This is a genomic window from Agromyces cavernae (assembly GCF_021044935.1).
In the GTDB taxonomy this organism is placed as follows: Bacteria; Actinomycetota; Actinomycetes; order Actinomycetales; family Microbacteriaceae; genus Agromyces; species Agromyces cavernae.
Genome location: NZ_JAJNMP010000002.1, coordinates 848,941 through 865,906, shown reverse-complemented (window position 1 = coordinate 865,906; position 16,966 = coordinate 848,941). Strand labels below are relative to the sequence as shown.

At 70.5% G+C, this 16,966-nt stretch carries 17 protein-coding genes; 10 read left to right on the top strand and 7 right to left on the bottom strand.

The annotated features are described in order from the left end of the window. The first annotated feature begins 18 nt into the window (after positions 1-18). The gene (locus tag LQ757_RS10065; protein ID WP_231047069.1) at positions 19-558 is read left to right on the top strand and encodes an ECF transporter S component; all 540 of its coding nucleotides are present in this window, start codon (positions 19-21) and stop codon (positions 556-558) included. Positions 559-645: 87 nt separating this feature from the next. Here the strand turns inward: LQ757_RS10065 and LQ757_RS10060 are convergent, their stop codons facing one another. Together LQ757_RS10060 and LQ757_RS10055 are read right to left on the bottom strand one after the other, a co-directional pair. Further along, positions 646-1,338 carry a phosphocholine cytidylyltransferase family protein gene (locus tag LQ757_RS10060; protein WP_231047068.1) on the bottom strand — a complete coding sequence of 231 codons (693 nt, stop codon included), beginning with the start codon at positions 1,336-1,338 and terminating at the stop codon, positions 646-648. A 350-nt stretch (positions 1,339-1,688) separates the two neighbouring features. Further along, positions 1,689-2,312, bottom strand: coding sequence for a hypothetical protein (locus LQ757_RS10055; protein WP_231047067.1), 624 nt, complete (start codon positions 2,310-2,312; stop codon positions 1,689-1,691). 874 nt (positions 2,313-3,186) lie between these two features. Here LQ757_RS10055 and LQ757_RS19560 point away from each other — a divergent pair. From LQ757_RS19560 to LQ757_RS10040, 3 genes are read left to right on the top strand one after another with little or no spacing between them, the layout of a single operon-like run. Then, complete coding sequence (locus tag LQ757_RS19560) at positions 3,187-3,981, top strand: ABC transporter ATP-binding protein (RefSeq protein WP_231047342.1); 795 nt, start codon at positions 3,187-3,189, stop codon at positions 3,979-3,981. Beyond that, complete coding sequence (locus tag LQ757_RS10045) at positions 3,957-5,531, top strand: hypothetical protein (RefSeq protein WP_231047066.1); 1,575 nt, start codon at positions 3,957-3,959, stop codon at positions 5,529-5,531. Before LQ757_RS19560 ends, LQ757_RS10045 begins: the two co-directional genes overlap by 25 nt. Positions 5,532-5,552: 21 nt before the next feature. After that, positions 5,553-5,840 carry a DUF3039 domain-containing protein gene (locus LQ757_RS10040; protein WP_372459643.1) on the top strand — a complete coding sequence of 96 codons (288 nt, stop codon included), beginning with the start codon at positions 5,553-5,555 and terminating at the stop codon, positions 5,838-5,840. Positions 5,841-6,454: 614 nt separating this feature from the next. On the opposite strand, the gene LQ757_RS10035 is transcribed toward LQ757_RS10040, so the two are convergent. Next, entirely contained in the window at positions 6,455-7,729 is a 1,275-nt protein-coding gene (locus LQ757_RS10035; protein WP_372459653.1) for a nicotinate phosphoribosyltransferase, read from the bottom strand. Between the two features lie 110 nt (positions 7,730-7,839). Between LQ757_RS10035 and murI the strand changes: the two genes are divergently transcribed. From murI to LQ757_RS10020, 3 genes are read left to right on the top strand one after another with little or no spacing between them, the layout of a single operon-like run. Then, on the top strand, positions 7,840-8,691 hold the full coding sequence (murI, locus tag LQ757_RS10030; RefSeq protein ID WP_231047064.1) for a glutamate racemase: 852 nt from the start codon (positions 7,840-7,842) through the stop codon (positions 8,689-8,691). Next, entirely contained in the window at positions 8,688-9,479 is a 792-nt protein-coding gene (gene rph, locus LQ757_RS10025; RefSeq protein ID WP_231047063.1) for a ribonuclease PH, read from the top strand. The genes murI and rph overlap by 4 nt, the downstream gene beginning before the upstream one ends. Next, positions 9,476-10,105 (top strand): non-canonical purine NTP pyrophosphatase, encoded by a 630-nt coding sequence (locus tag LQ757_RS10020; protein WP_231047062.1) that lies wholly within the window; start codon positions 9,476-9,478, stop codon positions 10,103-10,105. The genes rph and LQ757_RS10020 overlap by 4 nt, the downstream gene beginning before the upstream one ends. Here LQ757_RS10020 and LQ757_RS10015 read toward each other — a convergent pair. Then, positions 10,102-11,055, bottom strand: a complete 954-nt coding sequence (locus tag LQ757_RS10015; RefSeq protein ID WP_231047061.1) for an RNA polymerase sigma-70 factor — start codon at positions 11,053-11,055, stop codon at positions 10,102-10,104. The genes LQ757_RS10020 and LQ757_RS10015 overlap by 4 nt on opposite strands. A 107-nt stretch (positions 11,056-11,162) precedes the next feature. Between LQ757_RS10015 and LQ757_RS10010 the strand changes: the two genes are divergently transcribed. Continuing rightward, the gene (locus LQ757_RS10010) at positions 11,163-12,098 is read left to right on the top strand and encodes an NAD-dependent epimerase/dehydratase family protein (protein ID WP_231047060.1); all 936 of its coding nucleotides are present in this window, start codon (positions 11,163-11,165) and stop codon (positions 12,096-12,098) included. A gap of 90 nt (positions 12,099-12,188) precedes the next feature. Then, a complete protein-coding gene (locus LQ757_RS10005) occupies positions 12,189-13,118 on the top strand; it encodes a cation diffusion facilitator family transporter (RefSeq protein ID WP_231047059.1) in 930 nt (309 codons plus the stop codon). 24 nt (positions 13,119-13,142) lie between these two features. On the opposite strand, the gene LQ757_RS10000 is transcribed toward LQ757_RS10005, so the two are convergent. The 3 genes from LQ757_RS10000 to LQ757_RS09990 form a co-directional block, all read right to left on the bottom strand. Next, a complete protein-coding gene (locus LQ757_RS10000) occupies positions 13,143-14,294 on the bottom strand; it encodes an epoxide hydrolase family protein (protein ID WP_231047058.1) in 1,152 nt (383 codons plus the stop codon). A gap of 95 nt (positions 14,295-14,389) precedes the next feature. Next, positions 14,390-15,148 carry a DedA family protein gene (locus tag LQ757_RS09995; protein ID WP_231047057.1) on the bottom strand — a complete coding sequence of 253 codons (759 nt, stop codon included), beginning with the start codon at positions 15,146-15,148 and terminating at the stop codon, positions 14,390-14,392. A gap of 159 nt (positions 15,149-15,307) precedes the next feature. Beyond that, a complete protein-coding gene (locus LQ757_RS09990; protein ID WP_231047056.1) occupies positions 15,308-15,964 on the bottom strand; it encodes a biliverdin-producing heme oxygenase in 657 nt (218 codons plus the stop codon). A 124-nt stretch (positions 15,965-16,088) separates the two neighbouring features. Between LQ757_RS09990 and LQ757_RS09985 the strand changes: the two genes are divergently transcribed. After that, positions 16,089-16,961, top strand: a complete 873-nt coding sequence (locus LQ757_RS09985) for an LLM class flavin-dependent oxidoreductase (protein ID WP_231047055.1) — start codon at positions 16,089-16,091, stop codon at positions 16,959-16,961. The last annotated feature ends 5 nt before the right edge of the window (positions 16,962-16,966 follow it).

Below are 16,966 nucleotides of genomic sequence, written 5' to 3'. Positions count from 1 at the left end.
CCAGTCGGAAGGAGCGTCGTGCGCGCCACCAGCACCCGCGTGATCCTCAGCTGCGCGGCCATCGGAGTCGGCGGCGGACTCTTCGCCGCCGGCGCCGGCTATTTCGCCGGACTCGTCGCGGGAATCGCCCCGATGCTCTACGGCGTCACGATCGGTTCGCACTTCCTGCCGAGCGCGGTCGCGCTCGCGCTGCTGAAGCGCCCCGGTGTCGGGATCCTCACCGGATTCATCGCCGGCCTCGTCGGCGCGGCGTTCGCGCCGCAGTGGATCCTGCGCTTCCTCGCCACCGGCCTCCTCGTCGGCGCGCTGCTCGAGCTGCCGTTCTTCGTGACCCGCTACCGCACCTGGTCGCCCTGGCTCTACTACATCGCCGCAGCGGGGTCGGGCCTCGTGCTCGCGGCCGGCACGTTCATCGCCCTCGGCGCCGAACACTACGCGCCGTGGTTCTGGTTGCTCTATCTCTCGCTCTTCGCGTTGAGTCCGGTGGTCTTCACCTGGCTCGGCCGCGTCATCGCCGCGTCACTCAGCCGGGCGGGTGTCGCCCGCAGCCTCACCTGAGCGGCCCGAATGTACGAGAAGAGCGGATGCCCCGGGGCATCCGCTCTTCTCGTATGGGTGCTGTGTCGCTGCGTGCTGTGGTGCAGGTCACACGAAGTGGTTCGCGCGCTCCAGGTCTTCGGCGAAGTCGATCTCGACCGCGTACAGGTCGGAGATGTCCATCGGCTCGATGAGCAGGCCGTTCTTCTCGATCGCGAGCTCGAGGCCGCGCTCGAAGTAGTCCTGGTCGCCGACGCGCTGCAGGTGTGCGAGGAACGTGGCCTTGTCGCGGCTCGCGATGTAGTTGATGCCCACGGCTTCGCCGAGCCCGCCCTTGACGGTCTTCGAGAGCTCCTTGATGTAGCCCTCGGCGCTCGTGGTGTACTTCACCTCTTCGTCGGAGACCTTCGAGGTGTTGACCGTGACGAACGACTGGTCGCGCGCGATGAACGGAAGCGCCCGGTCGAGGATGCGGGGATCGAAGACCACGTCGCCGTTCATCCACAGCACGCCGCCCGACTGCGACGCCGCGAGGGCGCGCATGAGGCTCTTCGACGTGTTCGTCTGGTCGTACTCCTCGTTGTAGACGAACGAGGCCTGCGGGAACGCCTCGATGATGTGCTCGAGCTTGTAGCCGACGACGATGGTCACGTTGGCGTTGGCGCCGAACGCGTGCTCGATGTTGTCGAACTGCTGGCGCATGATGGTGCGGCCGTCACTGAGCTCGGTGAGCGGCTTCGGGAGGGAACGCCCGAGTCGGCTTCCCATGCCGGCTGCGAGGATCACGATCTGGGTGGTCACTGCATCTCCTTCGGTGGTGCGGATGACCCGCCGCGGCGCTCTCGATCTGGAGAGTTCGCCTGCAGTTCACCCGGAAGTTCACATGTGGACACGCCGTTATGCCGCAGATCAGGATACCGGGGGACTCGCTCGGCTCACGAGCGCGCAAGCGTGGTCGTAGTGCGATTGTGATACTTCGCACAGACGATGCCCAGCCTACTGAGCCGTTCGTCCCGCCGTGGTTCGAGCGATTCGCAGCCCGTCATTGGTAGGTTGTCTTGGGTGACTTCCGTTTCGCGCCCTGATCACGACGACGAGGCTGCCGAAGGCACTGGCACGGGGGTGTCCGACCAGCGGGGATCCCGGTCAGGTCAGGCCGGCAGTTCAGCATCGAGCCCGCGCACCGCCGCGGCGAAGTCCCGCGCGCCGCGGTCCGGCGGGGCGAGGTCCGGCGGGGCCAGGTCGAGCGCCGCGAAGTCGAGTGCGGCGAAGCCCGGCGACACCACGCCGGCTGCTGCGAAGCCGGCCGCCGCGAAGGCTCCGGCCGCCAAGCCGAGTACGGCGAGATCGACGGCTGCCAAGACGTCGGCCGTGAAGTCGGGTTCCGCGAAGTCGCCGACCGCGAAGCCGCGCTCGACGAGAGCGTCCGCGGGTGGCGCGACGGCGGGTGACACCTCGGCATCGACCGGCGACGCGACGTCGACGACGTCCAGCCCTGCGAGCACGGCTCGTGCCGGCTCCACCCGCACCAGCACGGCCAAGTCCGCTGCGGCCGCGAAGAACGCAGCGGCGAAGACTGCGGCGGCCAAGGCGGCGACGGCCGCGCGCAAGAGCGCGGCGACACCTGAGAAGGTCGAGGCCGACACGCCCAAGCCCGCGTCGAAGCGCACGCCCGCGTCGCGTTCGGCGTCAGCCGGCGCCGCAGCGACGCGCGGTGAGGCGGCGAAGGCCTCCCGCACATCCAGGGCCTCCGCCACGAGGAGCACGGCGAGCACGCCCGCAGCGCGCAGCCGAGCGACGACGGCCGCGTCGGCGCAGCGTCAGCAGCGCACCGCCGCGGCACTGACGACCGACACCACCGCGGCCGAACGGCCCGCGAAGCGCCCCGCCGACCAGACGATCGCCGCGGCCGCGAGCGAGCCTCCCGTCATCCCCGGTGCCGTTGCAGGATCGAAGATCGACGAGATCACCACCGAGCGAACGCCGCGAGCCGAAACCGAGACGGCGCCCGCGCCCGAGACTCCGACCGCGACCGACGAGGTTGTGACCGACGAGGTTGCGGCTGTCGAGGTTGCGGCTGTCGAGCCGGACGCGGACCCCCAGGCGGCTCCGGTGATCGACGCCGAGGTTCGGGCCGAGGACGCGTCGGTCGCCGACCCCGACCCCGTCGTCGACGACTCGGTGGTTGTCGACGACCCCATCGATGTCGACGACCCCATCGATGTCGACGACCCCATCGACGTCGACGACCCCATCGACGTCGACGACCCCATCGACGTCGACGACGCCATCGTCGCGGTGGCAGAGACCGCGCCGACCGAACCGCCCGCACGATCCGACGCCATCGACCGAGCGACCGCCGCAGCGCTGGCCGCAGCTGCGGCCGCAGAAGCCGCGGTCGCAGCACCGTCCGTCGAGGAGGCACCGCGAGTCGAGGAGCCGCAGCCCGTCGACGAGGTGCCGCAGCCCGTCGACGAGGTGCCGCCGCCCGTCGAGGAGGTGCGGCCCGTCGACGAGGTGCCGCCGCCCGTCGAGGAGGTGCCGCCCGTCGAGGAGGCGCAGCCCGTCGAAGCGGTATCCGAACCCGCCGCGCAGGCGGTGGCGGTCATTCCCGCGCCGAAGCAGACCGCGCCGCGCAAGAAGCGCACGCTGCGTGTCGCACGCGCGGCACCGGCGCCCGACGCTCCGACCGTGCTGTCGATCACCGGGCTCGTGAAGCGCTTCGGCGAGAATACGGCCGTCGACGGCATCAGCCTCGACGTGCGCGCCGGGTCGTTCTTCGGCATCGTCGGCCCGAACGGCGCCGGCAAGACGACCACGCTGTCGATGGTCACGGGTCTGCTGCGTCCCGACGCGGGCGCCGTCAGCATCAACGGCATCGACGCGTGGGCCGACCCCCGCGCCGCCAAGCGTGCCACGGGCGTGCTGCCCGACCGGCTTCGGCTCTTCGATCGGCTCACGGGCGCCCAGCTGCTCTACTACTCGGGCGTGCTGCGCGGCCTCGACGCGCGCACCGTGCATGAGCGCAGCGCCGACCTCATCGCCGCGTTCGGCCTCGAAGACGCCGTCGACCGGCTGGTCGCCGACTACTCGGCGGGCATGACGAAGAAGGTCGCGCTCGCGTGCGCCATGATCCATTCGCCGCGGCTGCTCGTGCTCGACGAGCCGTTCGAGTCGGTGGATCCCGTCTCGGCGGCGAACCTCACGGAGATCCTCGAACGCTACGTCGCCGGAGGTGGAACCGTCGTGCTCTCGAGTCACGGCATGGACCTCATCGAGCGGGTCTGCGACTCCGCGGCGATCATCGTCGGCGGACGGGTGCTCGCCTCGGGCACCCTCGACGAGGTGCGCGCGGGGCAGACTCTCGAAGACCGGTTCGTCGAGCTCGCGGGCGGGCGCAAGGCTGCGGAAGGCATGGAATGGTTGCACAGTTTCTCAGACTGAAACTGCGCCTACTGGCGAACATCTTCCGTCGCAGCACGTGGCAGGTCGTCGGCATCGTCGTCGGCCTCATCTACGGCCTCGGCCTCGCGGCGCTCCTCTTCTTCACCCTGGTCGGGCTGCGCCTCGTCGACGACGTCGCGATCATCCGTGACGCGCTCATCGTGGCCGGCTCGGCGACCGTGGTCGGCTTCATCGTGCTCCCGCTCGTGTTCGGCAGCGAAGACACCATGGACCCGCGGCGCTTCGCGTTCTTCGCGCTGCCCGACCGCACCCTCGCGCTCGGGCTCGCCGTCGCCGCGCTCGTCGGCATTCCGGCGCTCGTGCTCGCGATCGTGCTGCTCGGCACCGTCGTGACGTGGTCGCGCGGCGTCGCCGAGACCCTGCTCGCGATCCTCGCGGCCGGACTCGCATTCGGCACCTGCCTCCTGATCGCCCGGGTGACCACGTCGCTCGCGTCGTTCCTGCTCGCGACGCGGCGCTCACGCGAGGTGATGGGCGTTGTCGGCGTCCTCCTGATCGTGATGGCCGCGCCGATCGTCGTCGGGCTGGCCACGCTCGACTGGGCGAACTCCGGGCTCACCCTGCTCGGCAGCATCGCCGACGTGCTCGGCTGGACCCCGCTCGGCGCCGCATTCGCCGTGCCCGGCGATGCGGCTGAAGGGCAATGGGGTGCGTCGATCCTCAAACTCCTCATCGCCGCGGCGACCCTCTGGCTCATCTGGCTGGCCTGGCAGGCGCTCGTCGCGAAGATGCTCGTGACGCCGGGGCGCGAGGCGTCGTCGCGGAGCTACCGCGGGCTCGGCTGGTTCGATCGGATGCCCCAGGGCGCGACCGGCGCCGTCGCAGCGCGCGGCCTCACCTACTGGTTCCGCGACGCCCGCTACTGGGTGTCGTTCGTCATGGTTCCGATCGCGCCGCTGCTCGTCATGATCCCCCTCGCGCTCGCGGGCGTTCCGCAGTTCTACCTGTGGCTCATCCCGGTGCCGCTCGTCTGCCTGTTCCTCGGCTGGAGCCTGCACAACGACGTCGCCTACGACTCCACGGCGATCTGGCTGCATGTCGCATCGGGCGTTCGCGGAACCTCCGACCGTATCGGGCGACTCATCCCGGTGCTCATCGGCGGAATCATCGTGATCGGGCTCGGCAGCGCGGTGACGGTGTTCATCCTGAACGACTGGCGTCTGCTGCCGTCGCTCCTGGGCGTCAGCACCGCGCTCCTGCTCGGCGGCCTCGGCATCGGTTCGATCACCTCGGCGCGACTTCCGTACCCGGTCGTCAAGCCGGGCGACAGCCCGTTCCAGCAGCCGCAGTCGTCGGGCACCATCACCGCGCTCGTGCAGTCGCTGGCGATGTTCGGCGCGCTGCTCATCGCGCTCCCCGCTGGAGTGTTCGGCGCGTTCGGGCTCTTCGTCGACCCGGCGTGGCACGCGGCATCCTTCGCGGCCGGCGTCGGCCTCGGAGCGCTCGTGCTCGCGTTCGGGGTCTGGTACGGCGGCCGGGTGTTCGATGCGCGCGGCCCCGAGATGCTCGCGGCGGCGCTGCGCGCGTGAGTCCCGCGTAGAATCGAGCGCATGATCCACACCGTGCGTATGAGCATCGCCGACCCCGATGCACCCGGGGGCGGCACGTCGGTTCTCGACCGCGAGCTCGAGAAGCTCCTCGAAGACGAGGCGATCGAACCCGGTGATCACGAGCGCTTCTCGCACTACGTGAAGAAGGAGAAGATCCTCGAGTCGGCACTCACGGGCAAGCCCGTGAAAGCGCTCTGCGGCAAGAAGTGGACCCCGGGTCGCGACCCCGAGAAGTTCCCGGTCTGCCCGACCTGCAAAGAGATCTACGAACGCCTCAAGGCCGAGTAGCTCGCGACGCCGCTGAGGTCGGCCTCCGGTGCGCCAGGGTTCGCCTGCGCCGCGTGCGCAAGCGTCTGCCGTTTACCCTGCTCACACGTCGAGCCCTTGTGGCGGCGCGGAGATCGGAGGTTAATGGGCCCTGAGTGCGACCTCCGTGCTCGCATCCCGAAGGGAGGAACCACGATGTCTCTCACGAGGAAGGCAGCGGCAGCCGGGGTGATTGCGTTCATCGCAACCTTGGGCTTGGCGGCACCGGCCTATGCGACCATTCACCCCATCGTTGAGTCGGTCGATTGCGCGAGCGATACGGCCAACGAGCACCACCCACTCGGAGACGTGGCTGATCCCCCTGGCGTCACCCCGGGCGTCGGGAACCACTCCACGAACAGTGACCTCGCGTCGGTGCGCGCCGTCACGAAGGGATTCACGGACTTCTCCAGCCCGGCGTGGCTCGGCCACAAGAATGACGGCCAGTGCGGCCACTCCGGTCCTTAGCGAAAGAACTGTCTGCCGCCTCGTCCGGATCCCCTTCGGGCGAGCGGACCACCGCGCAGCGCCTGACGCGCCACCTGCATCGGCGAAACCCCCTGGTTGTCGGCTGGGCTGCGTCGACCGCCCGACGCTCACCTGTAGGTCGTCGGGATCACGGGTTCGCCGCGGCCGAGGCGGAACGCCTCGATCGGCAGTTCCTGCATGACCTCGGCTCGGTGCGCTCGCGCTGCCTCGGTGCCGTCGTGCCCGAGGAAGGCGGGGTCTGGCACGCCCTTCGACATGAGCTGCACCATCAGCGGACGCAACCGGTCACCGGCCTCGAACTCTGCCTCGCCGTCGGGCCCGTCGCCGACGAACACGAGCTCCTCACGCGCGGTGCGGGTGGAGTCGAGGCGGCGAGCGGCGTTCTTGCGCCCGCCGACGCTCGCCTTCGACGTCGAGGACTTCGCAACCGAGACCCACTCACCGGCGTCGTCGCGGCGGGCGACGATCTTGTACACCATTCCCGCGGCCGGGTGGCCCGAACCGGTGACGACCGAGGTGCCGACCCCGTAGGCGTCGACGGGTGCGCCCGAGAGGCCGGCGATGGTGAACTCGTCGAGGTCGCTCGTGACCGTGATGCGCGTGTCGACCGCGCCGAGGGAGTCGAGCTGGTGCCGCACCGCTGCCACGACGGTGGGCAGGTCGCCCGAGTCGATGCGCACCGCGCCGAGTCCGGTGCCGGCGACGCGCACCGCGGTCTCGACGCCTTTGGCGATGTCGTAGGTGTCGACGAGCAGCGTGGTCTTCGGCCCGAAGGCTTCGACCTGGGCGTGGAACGCGGCCTCTTCGCTGTCATGCAGCAGCGTGAACGCGTGCGCTGCGGTGCCCATCGTCGGGATGCCCCAGCTCCGACCAGCCTCGAGGTTCGAGGTCGCGTCGAATCCGGCGATGTAGGCCGCGCGGGCCGCGGCGACCGCCGAGCGCTCACCGGTGCGGCGCGACCCCATCTCGGCGATGGGGCGGCCGAGCGCGACCGACACCATGCGCGCGGCGGCGCTCGCCACCGACGAGTCGTAGTTGAGCGTCGAGAGCACGATGGTCTCGAGCATGACGGCCTCGGCGAACGTGGCCTGGATGGTCAGCAGCGGCGAGCCGGGAAAGTACGCCTCGCCCTCGCGGTAGCCCCAGATGTCGCCACCGAAGCGGTAGTCGGCGAGCCAGTCGATGGTCGCGGGCCGCACGACCTCGTGTTCGCGGAGCCACTCGAGCTCGGCGTCGCCGAAGCGGAACTGCGAGATGAGTTCGAGCAGCCGCCCGGTGCCGGCGACGACGCCGTAGCGGCGACCGTCGGGCAGGCGGCGCGCGAAGGCCTCGAAGAGGCTCTCGCGGTTGCCGGTGCCGTCGAGCAGGGCGGCATCGACCATGGTCAGTTCGTATCGGTCGGTGAAGAGCGCAGCTGAGCCGGTCACGCAGACGAGCCTAGTCATGCGGGCGACGCGGGCGCGGGACATCCGCCGGTCTAAGCTTGGATGTCGTGACGGACGCACCGATCGGGATCTTCGACTCCGGGGTCGGCGGGCTCACCGTCGCCCGGGCGGTGAAAGACCAACTGCCGAACGAGTCGATCCTCTACGTCGGCGACCTCGAGCACTCGCCGTACGGCCCGAAGAAGATCGCCGACGTGCGCGGCTACGCGCTCGCGGTGCTCGACGACCTCGTGGCCCAGGGCGTGAAGATGCTCGTGATCGCGTGCAACACGGCGTCGGCGGCGATGCTGCGCGACGCGCGCGAACGCTACGACGTGCCCGTCGTCGAGGTGATCCAGCCGGCCGTGCGCCGGGCCGTCGCGGCCACGAAGACCGGCCGGGTGGGGGTCATCGGCACCGCGGGCACCATCGGCTCGCGTGCGTACGACGACGCGTTCGCGGCGGCACCTCACCTCGAGCTCTTCTCGCAGGCGTGCCCGCGGTTCGTGGAGTTCGTCGAGGCGGGCATCACGACCGGCGACGAACTGCTGGCCGTCGCCGGGGAGTACCTCGCCCCGCTGAAGGCCGCCGACGTCGACACCCTGGTGCTCGGCTGCACGCACTACCCGTTCCTGAAGGGCGCGATCTCGTACGTCATGGGCGACGGGGTCACCCTCGTCTCGAGCGATGTCGAGACCGCGAACGACGTGTACCGCGTGCTCGTCTCGACGGGGCTCGAGCGCCGCGCATCGACGCCGCCCACCTACCGCTACGAGGCGACGGGCGACTCGACGAGCGCGTTCCTCGACCTCGCGCACCGGCTCATCGCCCCCGAGATCCCGAGCGTCGAACTCGTGCACACCGGCGCCGTCACCATCCCCGACCGCGAACAGCTTCGACAGGAGAGCGAAACCGCATGACCGAGGCATCCGAAACCCCCACGACCATCGTGCGCGCCGACGGCCGCACGCCCGACCAGCTGCGCGAGGTCACGATCGAACGCGGCTGGAGCGCGCACGCCGAGGGCAGCGCGCTCATCTCGTTCGGCAGTACCAAGGTGCTCTGCACCGCGTCGTTCACGAACGGCGTGCCGCGCTGGATGACCGGCAAGGGCAAGGGGTGGGTCACCGCCGAATACGCGATGCTGCCGCGCTCGACGAACACGCGCAACGACCGCGAATCAGTGAAGGGGCGCATCGGCGGCCGCACGCACGAGATCAGCCGCCTCATCGGCCGCAGCCTTCGCGCGGTGGTCGACATGAAGGGGCTCGGCGAGAACACGATCCAGATCGACTGCGACGTGCTGCAGGCCGACGGCGGCACCCGCACGGCGGCGATCACGGGCGCCTACATCGCGCTCGCCGACGCGATCGAGTGGGCGCGTGCGCAGAAGTTCATCGGGCAGAAGGCCAAGCCGCTCATCGACACGGTCTCGGCGGTCTCGGTGGGCATCATCGACGGCACCCCGATGCTCGACCTCGCCTACACCGAAGACGTGCGCGCCGAGACCGACATGAACGTCGTCGCCACCGGCCGCGGGCTCTTCGTCGAGGTGCAGGGCACGGCCGAGGCCGCGCCGTTCGACCGTCGCGAGCTCGACGCGCTGCTCGACCTCGCGCTGGCCGGCACCACCGAGCTCACGCGCCTGCAGGTCGCGGCGCTCGCCGCGAGCAGCGAGGCCGACGCCGACGCGGCGGCCGGCGCATGAGCCTCGAGTTCGTGCTCGCGAGCCACAACGCGCACAAGGTCGCCGAATTCGGGCGCATCATCGGCGAGCGGATGCCCCAGGCCGAGGTCCTCCCGTACGACGGGCCCGAGCCGGTCGAGGAGGGGCTGACGTTCGCCGAGAACGCGTTCATCAAGGCGCGCACGGCGGCAGCCCACACCGGTCGCATCGCGCTCGCCGACGACTCGGGCATCGTGGTCGACGTCATGGGCGGTGCGCCCGGCATCTTCTCGGCCCGATGGGCAGGCTCGGGCGCCGGCGACGAGGCGAACCTGCGACTGCTGCTCGCCCAGGTCGCCGACATCCGCCGCCCGCATCGCGGTGCCGAGTTCCGTTGCACGATCGCCCTCGTCGTGCCCGACACGGTGCTGCCCGGCGGGCACGAGTTCGTCGCCGAGGGCCGCTGGCGCGGCGCCCTCGCCTACGAGCCGCGCGGATCGCACGGGTTCGGGTACGACCCGATCTTCGAGCCCGAGGGGCTCGAGGTCACTGCGGCCGAGCTGCGGCCCGAGCAGAAGGACGAGCAGAGCCACCGGGCGCGCGCGTTCGTAGAGCTGCTGCCCGAGCTCGAGCGGCTGGCGGAGCGCCTCGGCGAGGCGGCGCGCTAGACGGCGCTGTCGGCTTCGCCGGCGCCGCTCGCTTGGCGGTCGACCCCGCGCGCGACGAGCGCGTTCAGGTCGCCGACCGGCCCGAGGTGTGCGAGCTTCGCGGGGTTGAGCTGGTTGCCGAGCACCGCGATGCGGCCGTCTTCGACGTGCAGCATGAGCAGGCTCACGATCGACCCGTCGGATGCGGAGACCCGCAGCGCCGCCTCGCCGTTCGCGGCCGTGCGCTCCGTCCGCACGTGCATGCCCGCGCCGCGTCGTACGAGGCCCGCGAGGAACCTGGCGACGGCGACGGCGCCGTGGATCGGTTGCTGGATGGCCGGCGCACGCCCGCCGCCGTCGCCGTAGAACACCACGTCGTCGGCCAACGCATCCGCGAGCCCGTCGACGTCGCCGACGTCGAGGGCGGCGAAGAATGAATCGAGCAGTGCTGCATCCCGTGTGGCGTCCGCGTCGAACCGGGGTCGACCGTCTGCGATGCGAGCCTTCGCCCGATGCAGGATCTGCCGGCAGGCGGCCTCGTCGCGCTCGACGATCTCGGCGATGGCCGGGTAGTCGTAGGCGAACACCTCGCGAAGCAGGAACACTGCCCGCTCCACCGGGCCGAGGCGCTCGAGCACCGCGAGGAACGCGAACGAGAGCGTCTCGTCGCGTTCGACCCGGTGCGCGGGGTCGTCGTCGTCATCGGGGAGCGGCTCGGGCATCCACGGTCCGACGTAGACCTCGCGCTGCCGACGCGCCGACCGCAGCGCGTCGATCGCCAGCCTCGTGGCCACGGTCGAGGCGAACGCCTCGGGATTCTCGATGTGCAGGCCGGCGGCCCGTCGCTCCTCGATGCGCACGTAGGCGTCTTGCACGACGTCTTCGGCATCGACCACGCTGCCGAGCATGCGATACGCGATCGAGAACATGAGCGGGCGGAGCTCTTCGGGCGCGACGGCGGTTCCGGCCATGCGTCGAGCATGGCACACGGCCCCCGGATACCGGAGACCCGATGCTGGCTGTCACAGATCAGGGTGCTCGTCCGTCGAAGGGGGTGAGAACGGAAGAAGGGAACATCATGCGGGTATTCATCGCAGGCGCGACCGGCGCCGTCGGATCGAGGCTCGTGCCGCTGCTCGTGGCGGCCGGGCATGAGGTGATCGGCTCGTCACGGAGCGAGGCGCGCTTGGGCGAGCTCGAGCGGGCGGGCGCGAGCGGTGTCGTCATGGACGGTCTTGACGCGGCATCCGTGCGCCGTGCCGTGCTCGACGCGCATCCCGACGTGATCATCCACCAGCTCACGGGTCTCCGTGGGCAGGTCGGCGACACGAAGCACTTCGATCACGGCTTCGCGGCGACGAACGCGCTGCGCACGCGCGGAACCGACCACCTGCTCGCCGCCGCCGACGAGGCGGGTGTCGGGCGCTTCATCGCGCAGAGCTACACGGGCTGGCCGAACCAGCGCACTGGCGGCCCGGTGAAGACCGAGGATGACCCGCTCGACTCGAACCCGACGAAGGCGTCGCGCGAGACGCTCGCCGGGATCCGGTACGTCGAGCAGCGGACGACAGGTGTCGGGGGGCTGGCGCTCCGCTATGGCAGTCTGTACGGGCCGGGCAACGACATCGGGCGTGGCGGCGAGATCGTCGAGATGGTCAAGGCACGCAAGCTCCCGGTCGTGGGCGGCGGCACGGGGGTGTGGTCGTTCTGCCACATCGACGACGCGGCATCCGCAGCCGCTGCGGCCGTCACCCGCGGCGCACCCGGCGTCTACAACATCGTCGACGACGAGCCCGCGCCCGTGTCGGTGTGGCTGCCGGAGTTCGCTCGCGCGATCGGCGCCAAGCCGCCCATGCGGATTCCCGCGTGGATGGCCCGCCCGCTCATCGGCGAGCACGGTGTCTCGATGATGACGCAGATCCGCGGCTCGTCGAATGCGAAGGCGAAGCGCGAGCTGGGCTGGGAGCCCGTGTACCCGAGCTGGCGTGAGGGGTTCCGCACCGGGCTCGGTTGACCGCGCTGCCCGTCCCTGCCCGTCCCCTGAGAACGCGACTCATTCCCATCACGGCGTGCACGCGACATCCGCGCCTACGCTGGAGGGGACATGGCACACTCGCACGATCACTCGCACGCCCACGGAGCCGCGAACCGCGCCCGCCTCTGGATCGCGATCGCGATCATCGGCGCGTTCCTGCTGGTGCAGGTCGTCGGCGGCATCCTGAGCGGATCGCTCGCGCTGCTCGCCGACGCGGGTCACATGGCGAGCGACCTGATCGGCCTCGTGGTCGCACTCGTCGCGGCGGTGGTCGCCGCGCGACCCGCGACCGACCGGCAGACCTACGGATACCGGCGGGCCGAGGTGCTCGGCGCGCTCGTGAACGGCGTGATCCTCGTCGTCGTCGCGGTGTCGGTGGCGGTCTCGGCGGTCGGGCGCCTCCTCACGGGCGCCGAGGGCGAGGCGCACGAGGTTCAGGGCGTCCCGATGCTCGTGGTCGCCGTGCTCGGGCTGCTCGCCAACATCGCCGCGATGCTCGTGCTGCGCGGCGGCGCGAAGGACTCGATCAACCTGCGCGGCGCCTACCTCGAGGTGCTGGGCGACCTCATCGGCTCGGCGTTCGTGATCGTGGCCGCGATCGTCATCGTCGCCACCGGATTCGACGCCGCCGACCCGATCGCGTCGATCGCGATCGCGGTGCTCATCGTGCCGCGGGCGCTGACGCTCCTCCGCGACGTGATGCACGTGCTCTTCGAGTCGGCGCCCGCCGACACCGACGTCGCCGAGATCCGCGAGCACCTCCTCGGCACGCCGGGCGTCGTCGCGGTGCACGACGTGCACGTGTGGCAGATCACCTCGGGTTCGCCCGTGTTCAGTGCCCACGTGGAGGTCGAGCCGTCGGTCTTCGAGTCCGGCTCCACGGGCGCCCTGCTCGATGAGCTCGGCGGATGCCTCGCCGAGCACTTCGACGTCGCGCACTCGACCTTCCAACTCGAGCCGGCGGGCCGTGCCGGGCGCGAGCAGCCGCAGCATCCGTGACCGGCGTCACATCCGTGACCGGCGTCATACGGTGAGCAGCCGGGCGAAATAGGCCCGGATGTCGCCGACGAGGGCGTCGGGCGCCTCCATCGCCGGGAAGTGCCCGCCGTGGCGGTGTTCGCTCCAGAACGCGAGGCGACCGTCGGGATCGAGGATGCGGCGCATGAGCGGCTCCTCGCCGAATGCGGCGATGCCCTGCGGGCGATCGTGGCTCCGGCCCCATGCGGCCTGCGCGTGGGCGGCCTCGTAGAGCATGTTCGCGGCGCCGTCGCCGGCCCGGCCGAACCACGACACGGTGATCAGGGTGAGCAGGGCGTCGAGCTCGACGGCGTCCTCGGGCAGGGCGCGGTCGGGGTCGGTCCACTCCCTGAACTTCTCGACGATCCAGGTCGCCTGGGCGACGGGGGAGTCGGTGAGACCGTAGGCGACGCTGAGGGGGCGCGTCGTCTGCAGGGCGAGGTAGCCGAAGTCCTCGGTGCGCGCGTCCTTGAGGCGTTCGTGGTGCTCGCGCTCGTCGTCGGTGAGGTGGTCGGTCGGCGGCGTGTACCGGGTCGCGATCGATCCGGGGTCGGTCGCGGCGATGGATCCGAGCACGCGGTCGCCGGCGTCGAGGCACAGCTGTTCGATGATGCCGGCGCCGACGTCCTCGCCGAACACGGCGTAGCGGTCGTAGCCGAGACCCTGCATGAGCTCGTCGAACGCGCGAGCCGTGCGTGCGATGTCCCAGCCATGGCTCGTGAGCGGTGTCGAGAACCCGAACCCCGGGATCGACGGCGCGACGACGTGGAATGCGGGTGCGGGTCCGACTCCCGACGTCACCCCGGGTTGCGTGGCGAGCGCGGTCGCGATCCCGGCGAACTCGACGAACGACGACGGGTAGCCGTGCACGAGCAGCAGGGGCACGGCCGCGTCATCGGCCGAGCGCACGTGCAACCCGTGGATCGGCTGGCCGTCGATCTCCACGAGGAACTGCGGCAGCCGGTTGAGCCTCGCCTCCTCGGAGCGCCAGTCGTAGCTCGAGCGCCAGTACTCCACGAGTCGCTGGGCGTAGGGCACGGGCGTGCCTCGCTCCCATCCGTCGGCGAGCGCCGCGGGCCATCGCGTGCGTTCGAGGCGCGCCTGGAGGTCGGCGAGGTCAGCGTCGGAGATCGCGATCGTGTACGGGGTGACGTCCATGTCGGTTCCGTCCTCTCGAGGGTGCGGTTCGAGTGACGCGGATGCCGCCGAGTGTAGTCGCACCCTCCGCTGCCCGCAGGTGCGGGCGGCGATGATCAGCGGTCTTCGGGACCGCGCTCGAACACCTCGGGATCGAGCACGAGGTGCTCGGCCTCTTCATGGTCGGTGACCACGTCTTCGCCGGCAGCAGCGGCCTTCTTCGCCTTCGAGCGCTCGCGCAGGTAGTGCCAGAGGGTCACGAGCGCCGTGCCGCCCACCGCGATGAGCAGGATGACGTCGATGTACTCCTTGACCAGGTCGCCCACGACGGGGATGAAGCCGATGCCGTAGCCGAACATCGTGAGTCCGAAGCCCCAGAGCACGGCGCCGATGAAGTTGTACAGCGTGTACTTGCCCTTGTTCATGTGGCCGACGCCGGCGGCGACCGGAGCGAACGTGCGCACGATCGGCACGAAGCGGGCGAGGATGATCGTGAGCCCGCCGAACCGCTCGAAGAACGCGTTCGTGCGTTCGACGTTCTTGACGCTGAACAGCCCCGATTCCTTGCGCTCGAACACCGCGGGTCCCGCCTTGTGGCCGATGTAGTAGCCCACTTCGCCGCCGAGGAATGCCGCGAGCCCGATGAGGAGCGCGACCCACCAGACCGAGATGCCGAAGACGCCGTCGGGCCCGCCGGTGCCGGGGTGGGCGAGCAGGCCCGAGATGACGAGCAGGGTGTCGCCGGGGAGCAGGAAGCCGATGAGCAGGCCGGTCTCGGCGAACACGATGAAGCACACCACCAGCAGCGCCCACGGCCCGGCCGCGGCGATGATCGACTCGGGATCGAGGAACGGGATCAGTGCGGTGTGGATCATGCAGCGGGCTCCAGTCGTCGGACGCGGCGGAACGCCGGGTCAACAAGCGGCGTGGTGTCGTTGCAGTCTACCGAGCAGATGCCCGTGCCGACCGGGATCCGCCGATGAAATCATCCGAGCGGATGACCCGTGCGTCGCCGGGCGCGGCAAGCTTCGGCCTCAGGCGGCGAGGGCTTCGAAGATCGCGCTGTTCATGTGGAACGAGGCGCGCACCTCGGCGATGAGCACGTCGACCTCGCCGGGTTCGAGCGCGAGCGCGTTCATCGCATCGCGATAGCCGCGCTTGTAGCGCACGACGCCGTCGTCGGCGACGTCGAACCGGTAGAACCCCAGTTGGTCGGGCGTCGCGCCGTAGTGGCGCGCGACGAGCGCGGCGATCGCCTGGCCACCCGACAGGTCGCCGAGGTAGCGGGTGTAGTGATGTGCGAGGTAGCGCACGTCGTCGTCGGCGATCGTGCGCAGGTGCGCCGCGTAGGTCGCCGTCTCGGGGAGCGGAGGGTGCGCCTCGCGCCAGTCGGATGCCCCGAGCGCGGCCAGGTCCGCGTCGATCGCGTCCATTCGAGCGAGTTCGGGATCGAACACCGACGGGTCGTCGGGGCGGCTCCCGCGCTCCTCGAGCGCCTCGTAGACCCACGCGAGCTGCGCGAGGTAGCGCGTGTATGCGTCGAGCGAGAGCGAGCCGCCCATGAGCGCCGTGATGAAACCGCGGGTCTCGGCGGCGCGGTGGTCGTCGGCGGAGGCCGCGCGCACCAACGCGGCGACGTCGAGGGGCTCGGTGGCCGGGGTCGGCGCTGCGTGCGGGGGAGCGATCGTCATTGCGGACCTTTCGGTTGGCGGCGAAGCGAAGTTAGGTAAGGATAACCTCACTTGTGCAGCTTATCGGGTCGTTGAGCCAGCTCGGAAGCGGCCGATGTCGGCGGCCCGCGATAGCGTCGCCCGCATGCGGAACGGCTTCATCTTCACCGGCACCGACCCCGAACTCGCCGTCGAGCTCGCCCCGCTCGCCGAGGCGTCCGGGTGGGACGCCTTCTTCGTGTGGGAGGGCATCTGGGCCACCGATCCGTGGGCGACGCTCGCGGCGGCCGCGATGGTGACCGAGCGCATTCGCCTCGGCACGATGCTCACGCCGGTGCCACGCCGTCGCGCCTGGGAGCTCGCGGGCCAGACGATGACGGTCGACCGCCTGTCGCAGGGTCGCGTCATCCTGTCGGCCGGGCTCGGCGTGCCGCAAGACGTCGAAGATCGGTTCTGGATCTTCGAAGACGATCCCGGTCGCAAGGTGCGTGCCCAGCTGCTCGACGAGGGGCTCGAGCTCATGCAGCACCTCTGGCAGGGTCATCCGTTCGAGTACGAAGGCGACCACTACCGGGCGAAGCGCACCGGCACGATGCTGCCGCCGGCGATCGTGCAGCAGCCGCGCATCCCCACCTGGGTCGTCGGCGTCTGGCCGCGCATGAAGTCGATGCGTCGCGTCGCCCGGTACGACGGGTGGATTCCGAACTACGCTCCGCCGAACGCCTCCGGCATCGACCCGCTCGAGCAGCAGCGCACCTACACGCCCGACGTCGCGGCCGAGGCGATCGCGTGGATCACCGCGGAGCGCGAGCGCCTCGGCCTCGCCGACCGGCCCTTCGACATCGTGCACGAGGGAACGACGGGTGGCGTCGACCCGGTGGCCGATGCCGCCGTCGTCCGCCCCTGGGCCGAGGTCGGGGCGACGTGGTGGCTCGAATCCGACTGGCAGGTGCCCGCCGACCGGGTCGCCGAGTACGCGCGCGACCGGCTTCGGGCGGGTCCGCCGCGCGTCGACTGACGCAC